Below are 20,407 nucleotides of genomic sequence, written 5' to 3'. Positions count from 1 at the left end.
CAGCATTGGGCTGAGTTATAACTATTTTATAATGGATTGGAACCACACTTTGTAAGGTTGCGCCAACCACCATTTTAAGGGCAAAGATCCATTATATTTTTTCACTATTTGCATCGCCTCTTTATAATGTAAACGACGATTATTTTTTGTTTTTGTCAGATCATGCTCACGATTAACGGCAACAAATTCATCCAAGAATTGCAAGGGGCCGAAGGTTTTAAATAAGCGCCACCACAGGTCATAATCCATTGCCATATGTAAGCTTTCGTTGAGCCCACCTATTGTTTCCCAAGCAGAGCGTCTAATTAAGGTGGCTGGTTGGGCTATAATACAGCGTAAAGCAAGGCGTCGAACATTAAATGCCTCTACCCAAACTGGGTGCGAACTTTGATCCTTTTCAAGGAAATTCCATGCCTTCCCATAGGCTGCTGGTGCTGAGGGAGCTTTGTTCAAAGTTTCTAATAAACTCGCTAAACTACCTGGCAAAAACCAATCGTCACTATTTAGCCAACAAACAAAATCAGCTTTACCCTTGGCGATTCCTTCGTTAATGGCTGCTGATTGTCCCTGATCCGGATGGCTTCGCCACCCAGCTAAGTAACTTTCCCATTTACGAATGACTTCAACGGAGTTATCAGTGGAGCCGCCATCCAACACATACACTTCAACTGGAACTTCTTGCGTAAAAATTGAAGAGAGTGCTTTATCTAAAAAACGTCCTTGATTATAGGAGGGAACAGCAATGGTAATTTGTGGTTGATCAGGCATAGCTATTTTGTTCAGTTTTTAAAAAATCTTTATAAGTTTTGGCGATGCCGGTACGCAAATCGGTTTTGGCTTGCCAACCAAGATTTTTCATTTTTTCAACATTTAACAGTTTACGTGGGGTGCCATTAGGTTTAGTCTCATCAAAAACGATTTCACCGGTAAAACCTACCACGTCCATAACGGTTTCAGCCAACTCACGAATGCTAATGTCTGTACCAGTACCCACATTAAAAAGACCGTCAGATGGTTGTTCTTCCATTAGAAACACACAGGCATCGGCCATGTCTTCCACGTAAAGGAATTCACGCATGGGTGTACCTGAACCCCAGACGATAAGCTGCTTGTCACCATGGATTTTTGCTTCATGTGATTTGCGGATAAGTGCGGGTAATACATGACTATTATTTAAATCGTAATTGTCATTAGGGCCGTAGAGGTTAGTCGGCATAACACTGACATACTGTGTGCCATATTGACGGTTATAATTTTCGCAAAGTTTGATGCCCGCAATTTTGGCAATTGCATAAGGTTCGTTGGTATATTCAAGCGAGCCCGTTAACAAATATTCTTCTTTAATAGGTTGCGGACAATTTCTTGGGTAAATACAACTTGACCCGAGAAATAGTAAGCGTTGTACCCCCGCTTTCCAAGCGGCTTGAATGATATTGGTTTGAATCATCAAGTTTTGATAGATAAACTCAGCACGATAAGTATTATTCGCATGAATACCCCCTACTTTAGCAGCGGCCAGAAAAATATAATCTGGCTTTTCTCGAGCGAGAAAATCAAACACTTCAGCTTGATTGGTTAAATCTAGCTCGGCATGAGTGCGCAGCAATAAGTTAGTATAGCCGGCTTCTTCCAGTCTTCTTACAATGGCAGAGCCTACCATGCCTCGGTGGCCGGCAATATATATTTTAGGGGTATTCACTTTGCTGGCTCCTTATTCGTGGTAATCGTAGGCTGCAAATCCATGGCGTTTTACTAATTCATCACGGTTTGCAGCATTTAGATCTCCACGCATCATTTCAGCGACTAATGATTGGAAGCTCGTTTTGGGAACCCACCCAAGTTTTTCTCTCGCTTTGGTGGCATCACCTAGCAAAGTAGCTACTTCTGCAGGTCTAAAGTAGCGCGGATCGACTCGGACAATCACTTTTCCGTTCTGATCAGTACCAATTTCATCAACTCCAGTACCTTGCCAAGTAATTTTTAGATCAATTTCAGCAGCAGCCGTCTCAAGAAATTCACGAACACTGTATTGCTCGCCAGTAGCAATGACGAAATCTTCAGGTTCATCTTGCTGCAGCATTAGCCATTGCATTTCGACATAGTCGCGCGCATGTCCCCAATCTCGTAAAGCGTCGAGGTTACCGAGGTAGAGACAATCTTGTAACCCTAATTTAATCCGCGCTAAGGCACGAGTAATTTTACGAGTAACAAAGGTCTCTCCACGAAGAGGGCTTTCATGATTGAATAATATACCATTACAAGCATAGATACCATAAGCCTCGCGATAATTAACAGTAATCCAATAGGCATATAATTTGGCAACAGCATAAGGACTACGAGGATAGAACGGTGTAGTTTCCTTTTGTGGGACTTCTTGTACCAAACCATAAAGTTCAGAGGTAGATGCTTGATAAAAACGTGTTTTTTTCTCAAGTCCAAGTAATCTGATAGCTTCTAAAATACGTAAGGTTCCGATGCCATCTGCGTTTGCAGTATATTCTGGCGTTTCAAAGCTAACCGCGACATGGCTCATTGCAGCGAGATTATAAATTTCATCCGGCTGTACTTCTTGAATAATGCGGATGAGGTTTGTGGAGTCTGTTAGATCGCCATGATGCAAGATGAAATTACGGTTAGCGGTATGGGGATCTTGATAAAGATGATCGATTCGATCAGTATTAAATAAAGACGCGCGGCGTTTAATACCATGTACAATATAATTTTTCTCAAGTAGTAGCTCGGCAAGATAAGTACCATCTTGTCCTGTAACGCCTAAAATTAACGCTTTTTTCATTTTGTTCCTTTGAATCATATCAAGTTCAGGGAATTATACCCCAGCTACTTCGAAATGCTAGGTTTTCGGAGTAAGCGTTCAGGGGGTATGCAACTTTCCTCGGAAGATTTCTCAAGTCCGAGATCTATTAAACTCGTCCGTAGATATCTTGGAAGCGTATTATATCATCTTCACCAAGATATTCGCCGCTTTGTACTTCAATCATCACTAAATCAAGTACGCCTGGATTTTCCAAGCGATGTTTATGTCCCGCAGGGATATAAGTGGACTCGTTGGTATTCACAAAAAAAGTTTCGTCTCCGTTAACTACTTTGGCCATTCCGCTCACTATAATCCAATGTTCACTACGATGATGATGCATCTGTAGACTTAAACTTGCTCCCGGCTTCACTCTAATCCGTTTTATTTTAAAGCGAGTACTTTCTTCTAAAACAGTATAACTTCCCCAAGGGCGATGAACCGTGCGGTGGAGTTTATGTGCATCATGCCCTTGGCTTTTCAATTGCGTATAAATTTGTTCGATCTCTTTTACATGTGATTTTTTTGCTACCAGTAAAGCGTCCGGGGTATCAATAATAATGAGATCTTCAACTCCCACAGCCCCAACGAGGCGGCTATCACTTTGGATATAGCAGTTGGCTACCTCATGCAAGAATGTTTCTGCCTCAAGACGGTTACCATTCGCATCTGCTTCAATAAGCTCACCGAAAGAGTCCCAGCAACCCAATGCAGTCCAACGAAGGTTACAAGGTATAACAGCCGCCTGAGCAGAACTGTCCATAATTATAGCTTCTATATCTTTTTCAGGAACATTAAAAAAACTATTGGCTTCAAGCTCTAGGCGGGCAAAATCTTTTCCTTCGATGGTTGGCGATTGCTCTACACAGGCTTTAACCGTGGATAAAATATCTGGGCAGTATTTTTCCATGGATTGTAAAATTGTTCCAGCTTTAAATAAATAGATACCAGAATTCCAGAGTAAACGGTTTGTCTTAAGTGCTTCTTGTGCTTGTTCTGACGTTGGGTTTTTTATAAAACCAAGGATTTTATTATCTTCTACTTCGATATAACCATGATGGCTGTTTTCATCGTCAGGTTTAATCCCAAGAACAACTAATTTACCCTCTGTGGCTGGGATAATAGCATCTGAAATTGCTTGCTGGAAAGCATCTTGGTCATTAATTAAGTGATCTGTGCCTAAAATCAGCATCAAACTGTCTTCACCATAAGTTTTAATGAGTTGTAGTGAAGCTGCAGCAATAGCGGCTGCGGTATTGCGTTTAAACGGTTCCAAAATAAAAGAAGTAGAAATCCCTGCTCTATTCACTTCGCGGAACTCATCTTCAATTTTGAAGAAAAGTTCTCGATTTGTCACAGTTAAAACTTCTTGGATGTTGGGTAAGGCTGTACCTCGCAGAAAGGCTTTTTGCAGCAGACTTTGTCCATCGTCTAAACGAATAAAAGGTTTAGGATGTAATTCACGCGAAACAGGCCAAAGGCGCGACCCTTCTCCACCGCATAGAATTGTAGGAATTAAATACATAAACTCTCCCTAGTCTCTATTTTTCTAGTTATCAATGCGTACTGCCAATTATTGATGATAAAGTTTGAATTTCCTAAGTGTTGCATATACTAGCACTTTGTTGTAGATAAGCGAATTTTTTTACGGTTGTTTTGCCTAAGGAACTGTTCAATAGATATAAAAATAAAGGCCTAACCAAATTGCATTTACTACCTGAGGTATCGTACTATCCGAACCTATAACATTGAATGGGCTCTTTTTATCACTCAATTAAGGGTAAGTAAATAGGAATTTGGTTAATCTTTATCAAAAGATGGAGTTCTAAAGATGAGTTTGCTGGCTTTTGAACAGTCACTTCTTAACAAAAGAATACTAATTACAGGTCACACTGGTTTTACTGGGAGCTGGGCTTGCCTCTGGTTACAATCCATTGGAGCGACGATTGCCGGTTATTCTTTAGCTCCTAACACAACGCCCTCGTTATTTAATGACTTGAACCTAAAAAATTCCGTTCAGACTACTCTTGGTGATATTTGTGATTATCCCAATTTCCTCGCTGCAGTTGATAATTTTCAACCGGAACTTATCCTGCATTTAGCTGCTCAACCGCTAGTGCGACGCTCTTATCACGAGCCGGTTCGTACCTTTGCGGTCAATTCTCAAGGAACTGTCCATGTGCTTGAAGCGGCTCGCTTAGTCAAAAGCGTGCGCGCTGTTTTGTGTATAACTACTGATAAAGTTTATAAAAATAAAGAATGGTTATGGCCCTATCGTGAAGAAGATCCCTTAGGGGGAAAAGATCCCTACAGTGCTTCTAAGGCCGCTGCTGAAATGGTTATTCAAAGTTATGCTGCTTCTTATCCTTGGAGTGAAAACAAAGGCCCAGCCATTGCTACAGCGAGAGGAGGGAACATTATTGGGGGCGGTGATTGGTCCGAAGATCGCTTAATTCCGGATTTTGTACGCGCTATCATCGAAAATCAAAGCTTAACTTTAAGATATCCGAATGCAACTCGCCCTTGGCAGCATGTGCTCGCGCTGGTACATGGTTATTTAATGTTATTGGCTGGCTTAGTATCTGATGATCCATCAGCCTACGCCCGTGCTTGGAATCTAGGCCCACAGGATCCTCAATCTTATTCAGTGCGCGATGTGCTTGAGTTAATGAGCCAACATTGGCAGCGCCCGGAATTAACTTATATGGAAAACCCTTTCCCAGAAGCCAATGCTCTTGCGCTTGATAGCTCCGTCGCCAGAGCCCTACTTAAATGGCAACCTGTTTGGGATACTCAGCGCATCATCGCAGAAACCGCGGCCTGGTACCGAGATTATTATGCTAACCCAACTGCGGTAAGAGAGTTAACCTTGAATCAGATTCACGCTTGGCGTTCTGGGATTCAAATTTAACCCAGCAACTGGCTTAAGGAATTCTTTCTACGCTTGAGCGAGTAATTTCAGGTGACTCTCCACGGCTTTTGACTCTTGAAACGCAAGACTTTCTAGTCATTGTTAAAATCGACCCCGTGGTCAAACCACAGGGCTTCTCTAAGAAGAGGAAAATAAAATCTTATTTAATATTGATTATCATAATATCTCCATTTCTAGGCCGATTAAGTAACATCACGGTAGAATCAGCGGAGCCGAAAATGTAAATATCTTGCTTATTACATCCAAAGAAAAATTCTTGAGCAGTTCCGTTCGTATCAGTAATTGTAATGTATCCCGCAGGGGGACGGGGAACCAGCCCGCCGTTACCAGCATATGAAATATTTATTTGGCCCTTAGCAGGTATAGCACAACCAAAACTTGTTTTTTCATTACAAGGGTTAAACCGAACGGAAGTACTACCTAAACCAAGAACCCCGACACCTCTTCCAGTAATAAACCATGTTTGTGTGGAATAATTATAAATGGTACGTTCATGATAAGTATTATCATCACATCTCTCGTTGTCAGCCGAGGCTGTAGACAGAGAGAGAACATTTAATACTACGAGAATAGCTAGTTTATATGAAGTTAATTTATACATTTTGCGAAGTAAATAATTTATTTTAAGATGGATGATTATCTTTGTTAATTAAATTGACAGCAATAGAAATTATCAAAGATTTTATCTTCCAAGTTTGTCAATTACTTTCAAATGAGCTAAGCCAAACCCTAATTTTCTCGACTCAAATTTTGCAGGAAAAGGAGGAACCAATTCAATGGAGCTTACTTTTTCTCCTTTGAGATCGATAGTTAGTTTTGATTCAGATAATTTATCGTGAAGGGTAATATAATAAGTCTCTGTGCCTGCAATAATTTTTAAATTATGGCCCACATTAGGACCGTAAGCGGTAGTTGATAGTATTAAATCAAATTGATTGGGTAAGGGTTTGGCAAAATCCAAACGCACTGCAGGGGCTAATTTGGCATCAGACCATCTACCCCAGGATTCAACACCGGATAGGCCTTTAATATCTTTAATAAAAAAAGGTAGCCCGCTGCGAGTAAAATCAATGCCCTCAGCCAAGGTCGCACGATAAGAAGGCCCAGATTCTGTAATGATATAACCTGCTTGTTCCATGATTTGTCTAAAACTCAAGGAATCAAGCTCCACATGGGAAGATGGGCTAATGCGATAAAAAAGTACCCGATCATCATTTCTTACCAGCGTCGGACTACCTAGTAAGGCATTTAATTGGCCGATCAATGCCTTTCCTTGATCAGCAAATCCATTACGATCGATATAAATACCTGCAAAACCTAAACGCTTGATTACTTCTAGTTGTTTATCAACTGATTCTTTAGAAAGATAACGATAGAATAAATCCCCTTTTCGCCCTTTCATTCCGGCATAAGACCAGCGTAAAGTTTTTGAATTTAGGCAGCCAGCAAGTAAATCATAATCCGCTAAGTTAACATTGCTGCCATACTCAGGAAATCCCATATAAGGTAACTCATAAATTGCTGAGCCAGGAGGCAGCATCGCTTCGATTTTTTTAATAAAATCCCTGTCTTCGATAAACCTATTTTTGGCGCTGTTTGTTATGGTGGTATAGGATGAAGGGGTTTGATCAAAAAGGCCGACCGATAACAGTATTAATGGAATAGCGTAATAAACTAATTTTTTGTTTTTATAGAAGGCTTCAATTTTTTTATTTTGTTGTAAAACTAAAAATAATGCCGCTAAGGCAGCAAAAGAAATAAAGATGCTTATCCTATTCCAGCCGCGAATGGCTGGTGAAATAATTAAAGCAAATAAAACACTTAAACCACCTGTATTTGCAATCAGTATATAAGCGAGAACTAGAAGTGAAAAGAAGCGCAGCCTAAGATCAATTTGTTTACCGAGTGTAGCAGCAAAAAGCGCTATAAGCAGGACAAGCAATCCCACAGACCCCATGATACCTAAGGATTCTGAAAAAACGGCTTCGGTCACTTCAAAATACTTGCTGTAGGCAGTAACTAATTTCGAAAATTTGGCAATCCGGTGATTAGACGTTGGGAAGAGTAAAGGCGCTACTTTAAGCCCATAGGTTTCAGTTTGTTTGGGTTCCCGATGCGCTACTTCCACGTTAGCACCCTGTTTATGCTGATAGATTAAGTTGGGTAAAATATTAAGACCTACCCCGCAGGCAAGCATGCCGGAAAAAATGATGGATATAATTAAGCCTCGAGCCGATCTATTTTTAATTGCGGAAGCGAAGCCAGAAACAACAAAACTAATTATTCCAAAAAATGCGTAATAGACGCCGAATGCACTTAGAAAAATAAAGGTCGCAAATAGGAAGATAAATTTCTTCACGCTAGAGAAAGGCCAAATGGAAGGTTCAGCTAAAAATATTTTCCAGCCGTAGTAAAAATAGATCGGAACTACAAAATACCAAGTATAAAAAATGTGGCCAAAGAAACGCCAAAAATGAAAGGGAGTAAAGGTAAAAAGAAGGGCTGCACAGAACGCGTAAACGGCTCTGAATGAGAATGCTTTAAGCACTAAAAAACTTGAAATAAAAGCAAGGGGGAAGCTAAGAAGCAAGTATAAATTGAGTGCGCCATAATAAGAGCTTGTTAGTATTCCAAATAATTTAAGAGCAAGTAGACTGCCATTATCAGATTGCGGATAATCCAAAAAATTCGAGCCAAAAGGATAGCCGCTCCGTGGGTTATCAAACAGCCATCCATCCATCACTCTTTGCACCAGCCAAGAGGTAAAATTCGTATCACCGCTATACGTATAAGGATAATCTAAGTGAGGGATTAATCCTGATGGCCATCCAGAAAGTAAGACACTTGCAAATAAAACAGAAAAAACAGAGCCAATAAATAGCCATTTCCAATCATGCCGCATAGGATGCCAAAAAGATAAATTGTGAGAAAAATTGGATTGCATTTTAATTCCTAATCAATGGCGTAATCAAGACGCCAAATGTCGATTATTTAGCCCTTCAGTGCTAAAAGCTATTTTCATAGGGACGCTAATAAATCCCGATAAATTGGCAGCGCGATTATTTTCAAGGTTCTTAAGCTGATATCGTTTTGAGATTTTGCTCAGCAAATTTTTTAAATCTTTTTTAGACTCTGCGAAATAAAATATTTTAATCTTATCTAATGCGAAAGTTAACTGAGGTTGTATACCAGAATAGTTATTAATATGAGCGAGTAAAGCATAACCAGATTTCGGTGATTTTATTAAATGTTCGTAATCGAGATAATAAAAATTATTCGGCGTCAGTCTAGCAAATTTTTCTGCAAAATCGCTTTCATAGTGTTTATCTGTAAAAGGCGCCTCGCCGTTTAAATCAAAAACTAAGAGATCAGCACGATTAATTAATTGTGCCCTTAATTGTGTTGAATTCCAGCAAGGTTCGGCGCCTGCAAAATGAGTGATTACCATCGCATGAGGTGGTAAGTTATTGAATAATCCATTTTTAAGTGATTTTTCAAATATTTCACGTGAGTAGCGAGTCAGTTGATTGTACCAGTTAGCAGTCATTTGATTGGCTAGGAATGAAATGCTTATCATGCTACTTATCAAGATCGCAAAAAATAATTTTAGATAGTTTAATTGCTTATTTAAATAATTTGATAAAAATGAAAGGGTATTGTTGATAATTAACGCGAGCATCATACAGAGCCCAATTTGTTGCAAGATAACTGGAATATGGCTCATACCAAACTGCAATTCGAGTTGATATCGTTTACTCATTCCTATCAGTGCAGCAGGAGCGATTTGCAACAGCAAGCTTAGCAAAAAAACGTAGCTGGAGTGCTTAATGGTGGAGACCTTATGGAGCAGCCTATAGATAAGCACTGTTGAATAAAACACTAGTAATAAAGTAATAAAATAAGTGCTTTTTGAAAGTGGATAATAAAATAATTTTTCACGAAATAGGTAAAGATTGACTAGCGGAAATTCACCCATAAACTGTTTGAAAAAAGTAGGAATAAAAGATTGCATACTACCTAAAGAAGTTCCTTCATAACCTACTCCATAAGATCGGCGCAGATAAACAATAACTACAAAATAAGCCAACATGAGCAATAGGATAGCCGCAGTGCCAGTTAATTTAGCATGGCTAGCACATTCCTTTCCCCAACAATGTAAGACAAGAATTAGCACAGGAACTATGAGAGCCACTTCATAAGTGAGCAGTGATAAGCTAAAAAATAGCAGCATATAGAACAAATATTTAGTTTTGTACTGTTGAATAAAATTAAGATAATTAATTAAAGTCAGCATGCTAAATGAAATAACGAGCGGCAATAGAAAAGCCTGGGCAACCCAAGGTGAGTTAGGGGAAAGAAACCAACAGAACGGAACTAAACTGCAAAACAATAAACTATATTCCTTTTTGTTGCTGAACTTGTATAAAAATAAGCAGACAAATCCTAAACTAACTAAGGTTGCAAGCCAATGAATTAAATTATAAAGAATGACATTATCACCAATTAAATAAAACAGTGGATAGGTTGTGATGAAGGAAATAGGATACAATCTACCGCTATTTATCCATTGGATAATGATGCCTTTTGCAAAGGCAAACATGGTTTGATTTTGGGTGATTAACATACCTTTAATCTGGCTGTTATATAGATCATCACCTGAAAAACCAAATTGAAATAAGGGAATCGAAGAAATAATAAAAAATAAGAGAAGTAGTGAAATAGTTAAAGCTAGGTCATGAGTTTTTTTAATCGATGAGAAGTAATTATTGTCCATTGCTTAAATTATCCCAAATAACTTCTTAATTTATGCTAAAAATCACTGATTTCTTTAACAATGCAGCTAAGACTAACCAATCCAAGTTAGTAAGTCAAAATAAGGATGAAATCCTTAAAGGTCTTTGATTTATATAGAAATAAGCTTAATTCATGCTGAAAATAGGCTCAATTGACTTTAGATAATTAAAAAAGTACGCTTTGCTCGTTCGAAATATGAGAAAATAAGCCATTCTTATTGTATTTAAGGATATAAAATTAAAATGAAAATCAAAGCGAGTGATTACATTGCTAAATTTTTAAAAGCCCAAGACATAAAATTTATTTTTGAAATGTCGGGAGGCATGATCACTCAGATTTTAGATTCTATTGATCAAGAAGGCGGCATTGATATTGTCAGCATGCACCATGAACAATCGGCAGCTTTTGCAGTCGATGCTTATGGACGGTGCACCGGAAATGTGGCGGTAGGTATGGCTACAAGCGGACCTGGGGCCACAAATTTAATTACTGGGATTGCAAGCTGTTATTTTGATTCCTCCCCCGGCCTTTTTATAACCGGCCAAGTTAATACTCATGAGCAAAAGAAAGATAAAGGGATCCGGCAGCTCGGATTTCAGGAAACCGACATTGTTTCCATGGCTCGTATTATCACCAAGAAAAGCTATAACATCACAGCGGCAGATCAGATTGAACCTGTCCTTAAAGAAGCTTATGAAATTGCGATTAGCGATAGACCAGGACCGGTACTGATTGATATCCCAATGAATTTGCAACGAGCGGAAATTGAAGTCGCCCCAATTGAAAAAATCACTAGGAAAAAAATCGATAACCCCGTAGATAGCGGTTTATTTGATGTGCTATTAACTGCGATTATGCAAGCGAAAAAACCGCTAATTTTAGCCGGCGGTGGTATTAATGGTGCTGGTGCTCTCAAAGAATTCCGCCATTTAATCGATAAATTACAGATTCCCGTGGTTACTTCTCTTTTAGCGGTTGATGCAATCGATTTTGAGCATCCTTTACGTGTTGGATTTATCGGTAGTTATGGGAATCGTTGGGCAAATATTGCCTTGGGCCATAGCGATTTATTAATCGTTATCGGCAGCCGCTTAGATATACGGCAAACTGGCGCCGATGTAGAATCATTTCGCCTCAATAAGAAAATATTCCATGTTGATTGTGACCCGAGTGAAATTAATAATCGCGTTAAAAATTGCGTACCGATAGTTATGGATGCTGCAGATTTTATTGAGCAGCTATTAACGATTCTTGATAATAAAAAGCTAGCGCTGAATAAACCTTGGTTTAATGAAATTACTCAGCTGAAAAAAGAATGGCCGGATACCAAAGAATTACAAGAGATATCCGGAATTAACCCTAACCATTTTATGCATTTATTATCGCAATCTTCGCAAAAAGCGAAAGGGTATGTTGTCGATGTAGGTAATCATCAAATGTGGTCGGCCCAATCCCTCGAAATCAATCCGCAACAGTTTTTTATGACTTCTGGAGGCATGGGGGCAATGGGTTTTGCTTTACCTGCCGCAATTGGTGCGTCTTTAGCACATAATAAGAGTCCGGTTGTCGTGATTGCTGGCGATGGTTGTTTCCAATTAAATATTCAAGAATTACAAACCATAGTTAGAAATAAAATTCCAATGAAAATGATTGTGCTGAACAATAATTGCTTAGGCATGATCCGACAATTTCAGGATAGTTATTTCAACAGCCGCTATTTATCTACCTATTGGGGCTACAGTGCGCCTAATTTTGAGGCCATTGCCAAGGCTTATGGTATCCCAGCAAAAACAATTGTAGTTTCCGAGGAAATTGAATCGAATCTCGAGTGGTTCTGGGATAATGAAGAAGCTGCTTTGCTGCAAGTCATGGTCGATATGCGTGCAAATGCCTATCCTAAGATTGCCTTTGGCCGACCAATTACAGAAATGGAACCGCTTACAAGGCCTGTGGGTATGGAAGCGACTTAAAGTTTAGACGCTGGTTATGAATCGCTAGAGCTTTGGGTAGGTTAGGCTTGCGCCCAACCAACATTAGTCTGAGTGGATTACTGATTTGGACAACCCGCTTGATGATAGAGCACAAGTGCATTATAAATAGCCTGGAAGTTTTCAAACGCTCCACGATTTGCTTTTAAGTGATCAAAGGCTAAATCTGTGCGATTGCAATTGCCGAGTTCAGAAATATTCAAATGATCACCCGTTGGTTTTTTGTAAGCCATAAAAGTTGTGCTGCAATGCAAATGGGGACGTTTTGCGGCTGGATTACCTAAAAATTCCATATTACTGCAGAAGTTTTTTTTGAAGTCGATTTTACCAGCAAAAGAGAACATAGGAATTAAACTAATCAGGCAGGCAGCTGCGATTGAGCGTTTTTTCATTGTATAGACCCCTAAAAATAAAATGCCGAATCTATCATGCTCCCCAACAGTATTAAAGGCCTTTGTTGAAAAATTTAATAACTTGTCTTAAAAACAAGATGTTTATTTAAAATGAAGCCTAAACCTGCAGAAAAAATGATTGAAATAAATCCCGTAAGGTAGAGATCGGTTGATATCTGTTTTAAAAAACCGATTAGCGTGATATTAAAAAAATAGAGAAAAGTGTAGACACCGATAAATTTAAAAATCAGTTGATTATTGGAATTTTTGAATACAAGTTTACCAAAAGTTTTAAAATTAAATAAAACACCTAAAACAGTTGAGAATAATAAAGCGACAGGATATCGCAGCCCTATAGTAATAAAAAAGGCATACCATAAATAACTAAATAAAGTATTTAAAATACCCACTAAAATATATCTTATTAACTCTTCTTTTGAACTCATCTTATTGTATCCAAATTATGTCTTAACCAACCTCTTGGGTTATGACGATTCGTATTCTAAGGATTTTAAATGCCAGGCTCTCGTTCGATGAACAGCATCGGTTAGTTTGATCTGCGGGGCTAATTTGAGCTCTTCTCGAGCTCGATCGATGTTAGGAACATAGCGCTCAACTTGGTGATTTTCTGGCTTAGCCTGTCTGACATTGACTGTAATCGATTTATCACTCGTGTTTGCTACAACCTGTGCCACATCAGCTAAACAATAATCTTCATCAGAGCCAACATTATAAGGGTAAGCCGTTTTACCCTTAAAAAGAATAGTCCAAAGCCAAATCGCTAAATCAGCAGCATAAAGATAAGAGCGGAATGGTGTCCCATCGCCTTTGATTTCTATGCTTTGCCCCTGCAAACTGTTATGGATAAAGTTGCCAATTGCAAAATGTTCATCTAAGGGTAAATAGGGGCCGACAAAGGCAAAGCAGCGAGCAATTTTTATATCTAATCCATGTTGTCTAGCATATAAATAGCCCAGGTGTTCGGCAGCACATTTACCCACTCCATACGTGGATTGAGGCGTAGTCAAATAAGCTTGGCCAGGATAGGATTCTGGAATATGCGTCAGTTCGGAAGGTTGTTTGCCGTAGATAGCCCCGGAGCTAGTTAAAAGAATTTTTTTTGCCTTAACCTGCCTGGCAAACTCAAGTGTGTGTTTTGTGCCCTGTAAAATGCTATCGAAGATAGCGAGCGGATCTTCTTGGTTTAGTTTTGCATTCGTATCGGTTGCTGCATGAATAATATGGGAAAAAGACTGCGGAGGGTAGGCAAAATTTCTAACATCACCTTCATGAAATCTTAGTGAGGGTGAATGAAAGAGTCGGGGATGTTTATTAGCAAAACGAGCAACATTTCTCGTGAGTACAACGGCCTCGGCATTAAGATCAAGTTTATTATTTATCCAGGCAAAACTTTCTAATAACCAACAGCCAAAAAAACCAGTTCCACCGGTGATAAAAATCCGTTGCTCACGTAATTCTTCCCACAGTGGCAAGGTTTTATCAAGGATGTAGTTTAAATCATTGGCTAAAGGATTAGTGTTCATATTATTGAGAAAAATTAATACGTTCTTTTTCGACAACTAAAGGACGCTTAGTAACCCGTGTATGGATTGAAGCTATATATTCTCCTAATAATCCAATAAAAAATAGTTGTACGGATGAGAAAAAGAATAAACCGATGAGTATAGGTGCTACACCAAGATTAAAACTGTTCCAAAAAAATAATTTCAAAACAAAAAAGCTAAGAGAAATGAGTAGGCTAATGATAGAAAGCGAAAATCCAGCCATGGTTGCTAAGCGCAAAGGAATTTTGGAATGGCTGGTAATTCCTAACATCGCCATATCATACAAGGAATAGAAATTATTCTTTGTCACGCCACGGGCCCTGCGAGGTTGATTATAAGGAACTTCGGCGATTTCAAGCCCAATTTCGGCAATTAAGCCGCGAAAATAGGGATAAGGATCTTTATGAGTACGTAAGATATCAATCACTTCTTTATCGTATAAGCCAAACCCCGTGAAATTTTTTATTAATTTAACATCGGCAATTCGCGTGACGAAATTATAGTAAGCACGGCGAATAGCAAACATCAATTTTGATTCCTGACTTTCAGGTTTTACGCCCACTACAATTTTGTAACCCTGCTCCCATTTTTGAATAAATTCTTTAATCATAGCGGGTGGATCTTGCAGATCAGCGACAATCAAAATGGTTGCATCACCATTTGTTTCAAGCATGGCATGATAGGGTGAACGAATATGGCCAAAATTTCTTGCATTCACGATAACTTTGGCATGAGAATCCTGTTCAGCAATCTTTTTTAAGATAGCTACTGTATTATCGGTTGAGGCATTATCGATAAAAATATGCTCATAGCGATAATTGGGAATTTCGTCGAATATTGCTTTGACTTGTCGATGTATTTCTTCAACATTTGCTTCTTCATTATAACAAGGCGTAACAATACTGATTAATTTCATAAGAGATTCTCAACTAATTGTCAGTGAAGGAAGATGAGTCACCCAGACTCATCTTCCGCTAAAAAGGGAATGCTTAGGCAGTTACCCCAGCATGAATTTTAGCAAAGAGCTCAAATGAGTGGTGAATATGGTTCATCATTTCAGCAGTTAAGCCATGATGGCAACCAAGCAAAATCCCACCACGCATCACACGATCGGCATTAGGATAGCCTTTCGCAGACTCACGTCGTTCGATGTTGTTAAATCCTGGCTGGCGTAAGATATTACCAGTAAAGACAGTACGAGTTTGGATATTACGCTTTTCTAAGAAGATTTGTAATTCTTTGCGTGAAAATGGTGCGCTATCTTTAATTGTTAATGGAAACGCTAGCCAACCTGTATGCGAGTTAGGCAATTGTTTTGGCAGAATAAACCAATCTTTGTAGCGGCTAAAAAACTCCGTATGCAATTTGAATGCGTGGTCACGCGCCGCAATATTTTGTCCTAGTTTACTGAGTTGTACTAAACCAAAAGCAGCACCCATTTCGGAAGGTTCTAGGTTATAACCGAGTGCTTCGAAGACAAATTTTGCATCGTAATCGATACCATCTACTTGAATATTAAAGCGATTTTCAATAGCTTCTGATTCAATAAATAAAGAAGAACTTCGGCCCCAGCTTCGTAATAATTTTGCGTGAGAAGCGAGCCGATCTTCATTAACGCAGAGCATGCCGCCGTTTCCAGCACAGTTGACGACGTGTGAACCATAAAAACTGGTTGTACTAAGATCACTGAAGCGGCCTACAGAGGAACCATCAATTGTTGCACCCAAAGTATCTGCAGAATCTTCGATAATAATGAGATTATATTTATCAGCTAGTTCTCTGAGCATTTTCCAGTTAGGCAGATTTCCTAGCAGATTAGGGATCATCATCGCCCTGGTTTTGGGGGTTATCATGGCCTCGACCTGATTGGCGTCGATATTGAAAGTACCTTCTTCAACATCCACAAAAGCAGGAATTAAATTATTGCGAATAAGAGGCGCTACCGTAGTGGAAAACGTTAAAGTTGGCGTGATCACTTCGGAGCCTGCCGGTAAATCGAGGATTTCAATGGCCAAATAATTAGCAGAAGAGCCGGAATTAACCATAATTCCATGTTTTTTGCTAAATAAATTGGCGACTTTCTCTTCCATCTCGCGCACGTGTTTGCCCATTTGTGTGGAGGTGCGTAACACGGAAACAACTGCTTCAATTTCTTCTTCGCCGTGTACAGTTTTTCCGTAAGGTACATGGATAAATTGCTGAGTGCTCATTATTATTTCTCTCTAAAAATTTAAAGACTAGATATCCCCAATAATTACCATGTTTTCCATGGTGCTTTACCGGATTCCCATAATTCTTCTAAATAAGTCTTATCGCGAAGGGTATCCATCGGATGCCAAAAACCATCATGAGTAAATGAGGATAATTGGCCTTCCTCTGCCAGGCGCTCTAAAGGATGTTTTTCCCAAATGGTGTCATCGCCTTCTATATAGTCGATAACTTTGGGTGATAAAACAAAAAAACCACCATTAATCCAGCCGCCGTCGCCCTGAGGTTTTTCTTTAAAACCAGTAATTTTGTCACCATCCATAAGAAGTGAACCGAAGCGGCCGGGAGGCTGAATGGCAGTTAAAGTAGCCAGGGTTTTCTGTTTTTTATGGAAAGAAATGAGTTCACTAATGTTAACGTCTGAGACGCCATCACCATAAGTGAGGCAGAAATCCTCATTTCCTATATGATTAGCAATGCGTTTAATTCGCCCACCAGTCATTGTTCTCTCTCCTGTTTCAACGAGAGTAATCAGCCAAGGCTCGGCATTATTCTGATGGATTTCTATTTTATTATTGGTGATATCGAGAGTGACATCCGACATATGTAAGAAGTAGTTGGCAAAATACTCTTTAATTACATAACCTTTGTAGCCTAAGCAAATGACAAAATTATGAATATTATGAGCAGAATATAGCTTCATAATATGCCATAAAATAGGTTTGCCTCCTATTTCAATCATTGGTTTTGGGCGAACCGATGTTTCCTCACTGATTCTTGTACCTAAGCCGCCCGCTAAAATGACTGCCTTCATAAAATCCCCTTATCTACAACGAAACTTAGTGTCCTATAACTGTCCAAGTTTATTGTTTTGCCTTATTAAGTAGCCAAGAGTGTAGCGATATTCATTTTCAATTGCTAATTCTTGAATGTAGAATTTTGAGTCGATACGGGATTATACTGATTTTTGTCCATATTTCACCTACTTGTAGGCGCGAGTAAAATAAAATTTCCTGTCTACTTTCTGAATGGTTTTAAGGGATGGCGTCGGTTAGTTATGGAGCGCTGATATAGGTCGGGATTAGCTAAGGCCGAACCTCCACTAGAGCTTGTGGAGTATAGAGCAAAGGATTATTATAGGAAATCCGCAACCCGAGTTGCTTGTCGAAGGGAAGTACTTGTTATTTCTGAAGCACAAATGGATTTTTCCCTTATATTTGTAACCCAATCATACGGTTTAATAGGCATTATGGTCACTACTTTAGGTGCTGTAGAAAAAACAAGTCCTCAACCCAAAACGAGCTCTTTTTCCCCTGAGATTGAATCCTTGCGAGGCGTCGCTTCTTTTGCGGTTGTTATGGGGCATCTTTACTTGCTTCTTTTTTTACCGCTATTATATGCTGGACGTCCAGTGACCCCTTCCCACCATGATCCCATCGCGGTTCTCATAGCCGGTCTGTTTGATCCTCAGCCTGCGGTACTGCTTTTTTTTACGATTAGTGGTCTTGTTTTAGGGCGTCAACTTAGAAAGGAACCGATAGCCGATCTGTTTTCGTTTCTAGCTTATCTTTGTCGACGCGCATTTCGATTAATTCCTTTGATGTGGGCGACTACAGTTTTTGCGTTTTTCTTATTGAATTTAATGACGAAGCTCGAGTATTCACTTCTAGTTAGCACTTTATTCTTAAATGATATAAACCTTAATGTGCCGCTATGGTCATTAAAAGTTGAGTTGTATTGTAGTATTGTTTTTCCAGCTATTTTCTTGCTGTTTGAATTTGGCGGCAAAGTACTTAACCTTGCTCTGTTTATATTATTCAGCTACCTAAGTTTTTGTTGGCAGGATCCTATCTATATTCAATTTCTTGTTTTCTTTCATGCGGGATTGATTATTGACAAATTGAGTCCAAAAGCGACGAAATTTATGCCGAAAAACTATAGCTTTCTGCTTTTAGGCTTAGCGACAATGATGTTGCTCTTAGCACCACAGTTTAGTTTTGGCCTAAGAGATTGGAATTATGGTCATTGGCAATCTTGGGTTTTTCCCGAAATCCTAGCTTGCTCATTTATTTTGTTATTTATCACCTCCCAAAAGCAGTCTTATTTTAATGCTTTCCTTCGACTTGCCCCGATACGGTATTTGGGAAAAATCTCGTTTAGTATTTATTTAATTCATTTCCCTCTATTTTTATATCTGAAGACCCAATATAACTTCACCGGCACTTATTTTAATATGCTTGGCTTTACTCTTGGTTATTTAGCTCTCGTTATCTTACTGTCAAGCCTGACTTATCGATGGATCGAAGTTCCATCAAACAACTTGGGTAAAAAGTTGAGTTCAGCCCTCTTGAAACTGCGTCGGCGTTCTGTTTTTCTTCCTGGAAATCCGCAAGCTGAGTGAGAGCTGGTTGTTTAGGGCTAGGGCTTAATAATCATGCAGGACTCAGCTCAGTTGCATTAGGTATATTACTATTCCCTTCAGACCCATCATGGGCGAAAAAACAAAAATTGTATTGTGAAGGCTGAATAAAGTTTTTCGCAGTTTTTATCACCTGATGAGCTGCTAGTGGAGCATGATTTGCTGGCTGAAATACTAATCTTTTTAAAATGCTTTCATGTTGTGGAATGCCACATAGATTTTTACCATCCGATAAGATTAAATCATTGCCTATTACACAAGCTAAAACTCCTAGAGTGATGCCATGAATAAACGCACAGTACATAACAACACCGATAGCCTGCATGAAATTTGAAAATGAAGGTGTGTAAAACTGGCATTGTTTTTTATAAGCATTAAGAAGTTCCATGTCATTTTGTTGAGTTGATGGTAAATAATGCAGTGCTGATAACATGGATACAGTATCTTTAACGATCGCTACAGTGGCGCTTTGCATTATCTCTGTATTTTGTTGATCAGAAACTGTTCTGGCTTTTATGATTTCTATGTCTTTTCTGACTTCAGTTCTAAAGTGTAATAAAGAATTTAAAAATTGCTGATGTGGGGCTGTCGCGACGGATTTGCTTGTAAGTTTACTGAGACGATTGATTTCAGTATCCAATTTATCTAAACCTATGAGCCTGTAAACATCTGTTTCTTCGAGTGTGATGCCGATGCTATTAAGCATAATAGCATTGAAAATTTCACCCATTTCTGCACTATTAAACCCCGGATAATAGCCAATATTTTCACCAAATCTAAGTATAATATCCTCAATATTTTCGCTATTGCCATCATTTAATTTTAATAGGAGAGCAAGCATTTTTTTGCTAAAATCGACTGTTTCCACATCCCAACCATATTCTGAACATCGGTGCCGGTGCCCAATTTGATAAAACTTTTGGAATGCTGAAATCATCTCAGTTTTATTAACGAAAAATCCATCAAATGATTTCGAAGAAAAAATTGTTATTTCTTTCATTAAGGCCGTTAACAAAGCCTGCAATCCTTGCTTACTATAATTGCTATACAGCAAATCATCGAGATCTACATTAAAACAGGAAGAGCTACGTTTCTGTAGTGCTTCATCGTATCGTTTACGTTTTTCAGGATCTATTAAAATACAATAAGCTTTATTTATTTCTTCGAATTTTTCTCGAGCCCCTACAGTTTTATTTTTATCAGGATGCCATTTTAGTGCTAAAGCACGAAAGGATTTTTTGATTTCCGCAGAGTCTGCGTTTTTTGCAACGTTTAATATTTCATAATAAGTTTTCAT

The 20,407-nt window shown here is 38.9% G+C and carries 17 protein-coding genes; 3 read left to right on the top strand and 14 right to left on the bottom strand.

Annotated elements, in window-relative coordinates; genetic code table 11:
* Positions 1-21: 21 nt before the first annotated feature.
* The 4 genes from Lnau_RS07085 to Lnau_RS07070 all read right to left on the bottom strand — a co-directional run bounded on the left by Lnau_RS07085 (position 22) and on the right by Lnau_RS07070 (position 4,337).
* Positions 22-768: a glycosyltransferase family 2 protein gene (locus Lnau_RS07085; RefSeq protein WP_058504430.1), complete on the bottom strand. Its 747-nt coding sequence runs from the start codon at positions 766-768 to the stop codon at positions 22-24.
* Positions 761-1,699: a GDP-L-fucose synthase gene (gene fcl / locus Lnau_RS07080; protein WP_083503784.1), complete on the bottom strand. Its 939-nt coding sequence runs from the start codon at positions 1,697-1,699 to the stop codon at positions 761-763. Before fcl ends, Lnau_RS07085 begins: the two co-directional genes overlap by 8 nt.
* 12 nt (positions 1,700-1,711) lie before the next feature.
* On the bottom strand, positions 1,712-2,794 hold the full coding sequence (gene gmd, locus Lnau_RS07075) for a GDP-mannose 4,6-dehydratase (RefSeq protein WP_058504429.1): 1,083 nt from the start codon (positions 2,792-2,794) through the stop codon (positions 1,712-1,714).
* A 127-nt stretch (positions 2,795-2,921) separates the two neighbouring features.
* Positions 2,922-4,337 carry a mannose-1-phosphate guanylyltransferase/mannose-6-phosphate isomerase gene (locus Lnau_RS07070; RefSeq protein WP_058504428.1) on the bottom strand — a complete coding sequence of 472 codons (1,416 nt, stop codon included), beginning with the start codon at positions 4,335-4,337 and terminating at the stop codon, positions 2,922-2,924.
* 306 nt (positions 4,338-4,643) lie between these two features.
* Here Lnau_RS07070 and rfbG point away from each other — a divergent pair, with 306 nt between their 5' ends.
* Positions 4,644-5,723 carry a CDP-glucose 4,6-dehydratase gene (rfbG, locus tag Lnau_RS07065; protein WP_058504427.1) on the top strand — a complete coding sequence of 360 codons (1,080 nt, stop codon included), beginning with the start codon at positions 4,644-4,646 and terminating at the stop codon, positions 5,721-5,723.
* 160 nt (positions 5,724-5,883) lie between these two features.
* On the opposite strand, the gene Lnau_RS07060 is transcribed toward rfbG, so the two are convergent.
* From Lnau_RS07060 to Lnau_RS07050, 3 genes are all read right to left on the bottom strand, one after another.
* Positions 5,884-6,345, bottom strand: a complete 462-nt coding sequence (locus tag Lnau_RS07060; protein WP_058504426.1) for a hypothetical protein — start codon at positions 6,343-6,345, stop codon at positions 5,884-5,886.
* An 81-nt stretch (positions 6,346-6,426) separates the two neighbouring features.
* The gene (locus Lnau_RS07055) at positions 6,427-8,688 is read right to left on the bottom strand and encodes a DUF7024 domain-containing protein (RefSeq protein WP_058504425.1); all 2,262 of its coding nucleotides are present in this window, start codon (positions 8,686-8,688) and stop codon (positions 6,427-6,429) included.
* Between the two features lie 24 nt (positions 8,689-8,712).
* Positions 8,713-10,518 carry a hypothetical protein gene (locus tag Lnau_RS07050; protein WP_058504424.1) on the bottom strand — a complete coding sequence of 602 codons (1,806 nt, stop codon included), beginning with the start codon at positions 10,516-10,518 and terminating at the stop codon, positions 8,713-8,715.
* A 262-nt stretch (positions 10,519-10,780) separates the two neighbouring features.
* Between Lnau_RS07050 and Lnau_RS07045 the strand changes: the two genes are divergently transcribed.
* A complete protein-coding gene (locus tag Lnau_RS07045) occupies positions 10,781-12,508 on the top strand; it encodes a thiamine pyrophosphate-binding protein (RefSeq protein WP_202972574.1) in 1,728 nt (575 codons plus the stop codon).
* A gap of 77 nt (positions 12,509-12,585) precedes the next feature.
* On the opposite strand, the gene Lnau_RS07040 is transcribed toward Lnau_RS07045, so the two are convergent.
* The 6 genes from Lnau_RS07040 to rfbF all read right to left on the bottom strand — a co-directional run bounded on the left by Lnau_RS07040 (position 12,586) and on the right by rfbF (position 17,505).
* Positions 12,586-12,918, bottom strand: coding sequence for a hypothetical protein (locus tag Lnau_RS07040; protein WP_058504423.1), 333 nt, complete (start codon positions 12,916-12,918; stop codon positions 12,586-12,588).
* Positions 12,919-12,992: 74 nt separating this feature from the next.
* A complete protein-coding gene (locus Lnau_RS07035) occupies positions 12,993-13,364 on the bottom strand; it encodes a GtrA family protein (protein WP_058504422.1) in 372 nt (123 codons plus the stop codon).
* 39 nt (positions 13,365-13,403) lie between these two features.
* Positions 13,404-14,498 (bottom strand): NAD-dependent epimerase/dehydratase family protein, encoded by a 1,095-nt coding sequence (locus Lnau_RS07030; protein WP_202972573.1) that lies wholly within the window; start codon positions 14,496-14,498, stop codon positions 13,404-13,406.
* Positions 14,464-15,399: a glycosyltransferase family 2 protein gene (locus tag Lnau_RS07025; RefSeq protein ID WP_058504420.1), complete on the bottom strand. Its 936-nt coding sequence runs from the start codon at positions 15,397-15,399 to the stop codon at positions 14,464-14,466. The genes Lnau_RS07030 and Lnau_RS07025 overlap by 35 nt, the downstream gene beginning before the upstream one ends.
* A gap of 73 nt (positions 15,400-15,472) precedes the next feature.
* Positions 15,473-16,693 (bottom strand): aminotransferase class I/II-fold pyridoxal phosphate-dependent enzyme, encoded by a 1,221-nt coding sequence (locus Lnau_RS07020; RefSeq protein WP_202972572.1) that lies wholly within the window; start codon positions 16,691-16,693, stop codon positions 15,473-15,475.
* Between the two features lie 44 nt (positions 16,694-16,737).
* Entirely contained in the window at positions 16,738-17,505 is a 768-nt protein-coding gene (gene rfbF, locus Lnau_RS07015) for a glucose-1-phosphate cytidylyltransferase (RefSeq protein ID WP_058504419.1), read from the bottom strand.
* A 384-nt stretch (positions 17,506-17,889) separates the two neighbouring features.
* Between rfbF and Lnau_RS07010 the strand changes: the two genes are divergently transcribed.
* Positions 17,890-19,092 carry an acyltransferase family protein gene (locus Lnau_RS07010; protein ID WP_058504418.1) on the top strand — a complete coding sequence of 401 codons (1,203 nt, stop codon included), beginning with the start codon at positions 17,890-17,892 and terminating at the stop codon, positions 19,090-19,092.
* 31 nt (positions 19,093-19,123) lie between these two features.
* Here Lnau_RS07010 and Lnau_RS07005 read toward each other — a convergent pair whose 3' ends face one another.
* Positions 19,124-20,407: a J domain-containing protein gene (locus Lnau_RS07005; protein WP_058504417.1), complete on the bottom strand. Its 1,284-nt coding sequence runs from the start codon at positions 20,405-20,407 to the stop codon at positions 19,124-19,126.

Origin of the sequence: Legionella nautarum (assembly GCF_001467895.1) — a bacterium.
Classification (GTDB): domain Bacteria; phylum Pseudomonadota; class Gammaproteobacteria; order Legionellales; family Legionellaceae; genus Tatlockia; species Tatlockia nautarum.
This window is presented reverse-complemented; position numbering and strand designations above follow the sequence as displayed.

Excerpts from the sequence above, each read along its gene's own strand:
- Lnau_RS07085 (WP_058504430.1), bottom strand. The coding sequence starts at position 768 with ATGCCTGATCAACCACAAATTACCATTGCTGTTCCCTCCTATAATCAA.
- gmd (WP_058504429.1), bottom strand. The coding sequence starts at position 2,794 with ATGAAAAAAGCGTTAATTTTAGGCGTTACAGGACAAGATGGTACTTAT.
- Lnau_RS07070 (WP_058504428.1), bottom strand. The coding sequence starts at position 4,337 with ATGTATTTAATTCCTACAATTCTATGCGGTGGAGAAGGGTCGCGCCTT.
- rfbG (WP_058504427.1), top strand. The coding sequence starts at position 4,644 with ATGAGTTTGCTGGCTTTTGAACAGTCACTTCTTAACAAAAGAATACTA.
- Lnau_RS07060 (WP_058504426.1), bottom strand. The coding sequence starts at position 6,345 with ATGTATAAATTAACTTCATATAAACTAGCTATTCTCGTAGTATTAAAT.
- Lnau_RS07055 (WP_058504425.1), bottom strand. The coding sequence starts at position 8,688 with ATGCAATCCAATTTTTCTCACAATTTATCTTTTTGGCATCCTATGCGG.
- Lnau_RS07050 (WP_058504424.1), bottom strand. The coding sequence starts at position 10,518 with ATGGACAATAATTACTTCTCATCGATTAAAAAAACTCATGACCTAGCT.
- Lnau_RS07045 (WP_202972574.1), top strand. The coding sequence starts at position 10,781 with ATGAAAATCAAAGCGAGTGATTACATTGCTAAATTTTTAAAAGCCCAA.
- Lnau_RS07040 (WP_058504423.1), bottom strand. The coding sequence starts at position 12,918 with ATGAAAAAACGCTCAATCGCAGCTGCCTGCCTGATTAGTTTAATTCCT.
- Lnau_RS07035 (WP_058504422.1), bottom strand. The coding sequence starts at position 13,364 with ATGAGTTCAAAAGAAGAGTTAATAAGATATATTTTAGTGGGTATTTTA.
- Lnau_RS07025 (WP_058504420.1), bottom strand. The coding sequence starts at position 15,399 with ATGAAATTAATCAGTATTGTTACGCCTTGTTATAATGAAGAAGCAAAT.
- Lnau_RS07020 (WP_202972572.1), bottom strand. The coding sequence starts at position 16,693 with ATGAGCACTCAGCAATTTATCCATGTACCTTACGGAAAAACTGTACAC.
- rfbF (WP_058504419.1), bottom strand. The coding sequence starts at position 17,505 with ATGAAGGCAGTCATTTTAGCGGGCGGCTTAGGTACAAGAATCAGTGAG.
- Lnau_RS07010 (WP_058504418.1), top strand. The coding sequence starts at position 17,890 with ATGGATTTTTCCCTTATATTTGTAACCCAATCATACGGTTTAATAGGC.
- Lnau_RS07005 (WP_058504417.1), bottom strand. The coding sequence starts at position 20,407 with ATGAAAACTTATTATGAAATATTAAACGTTGCAAAAAACGCAGACTCT.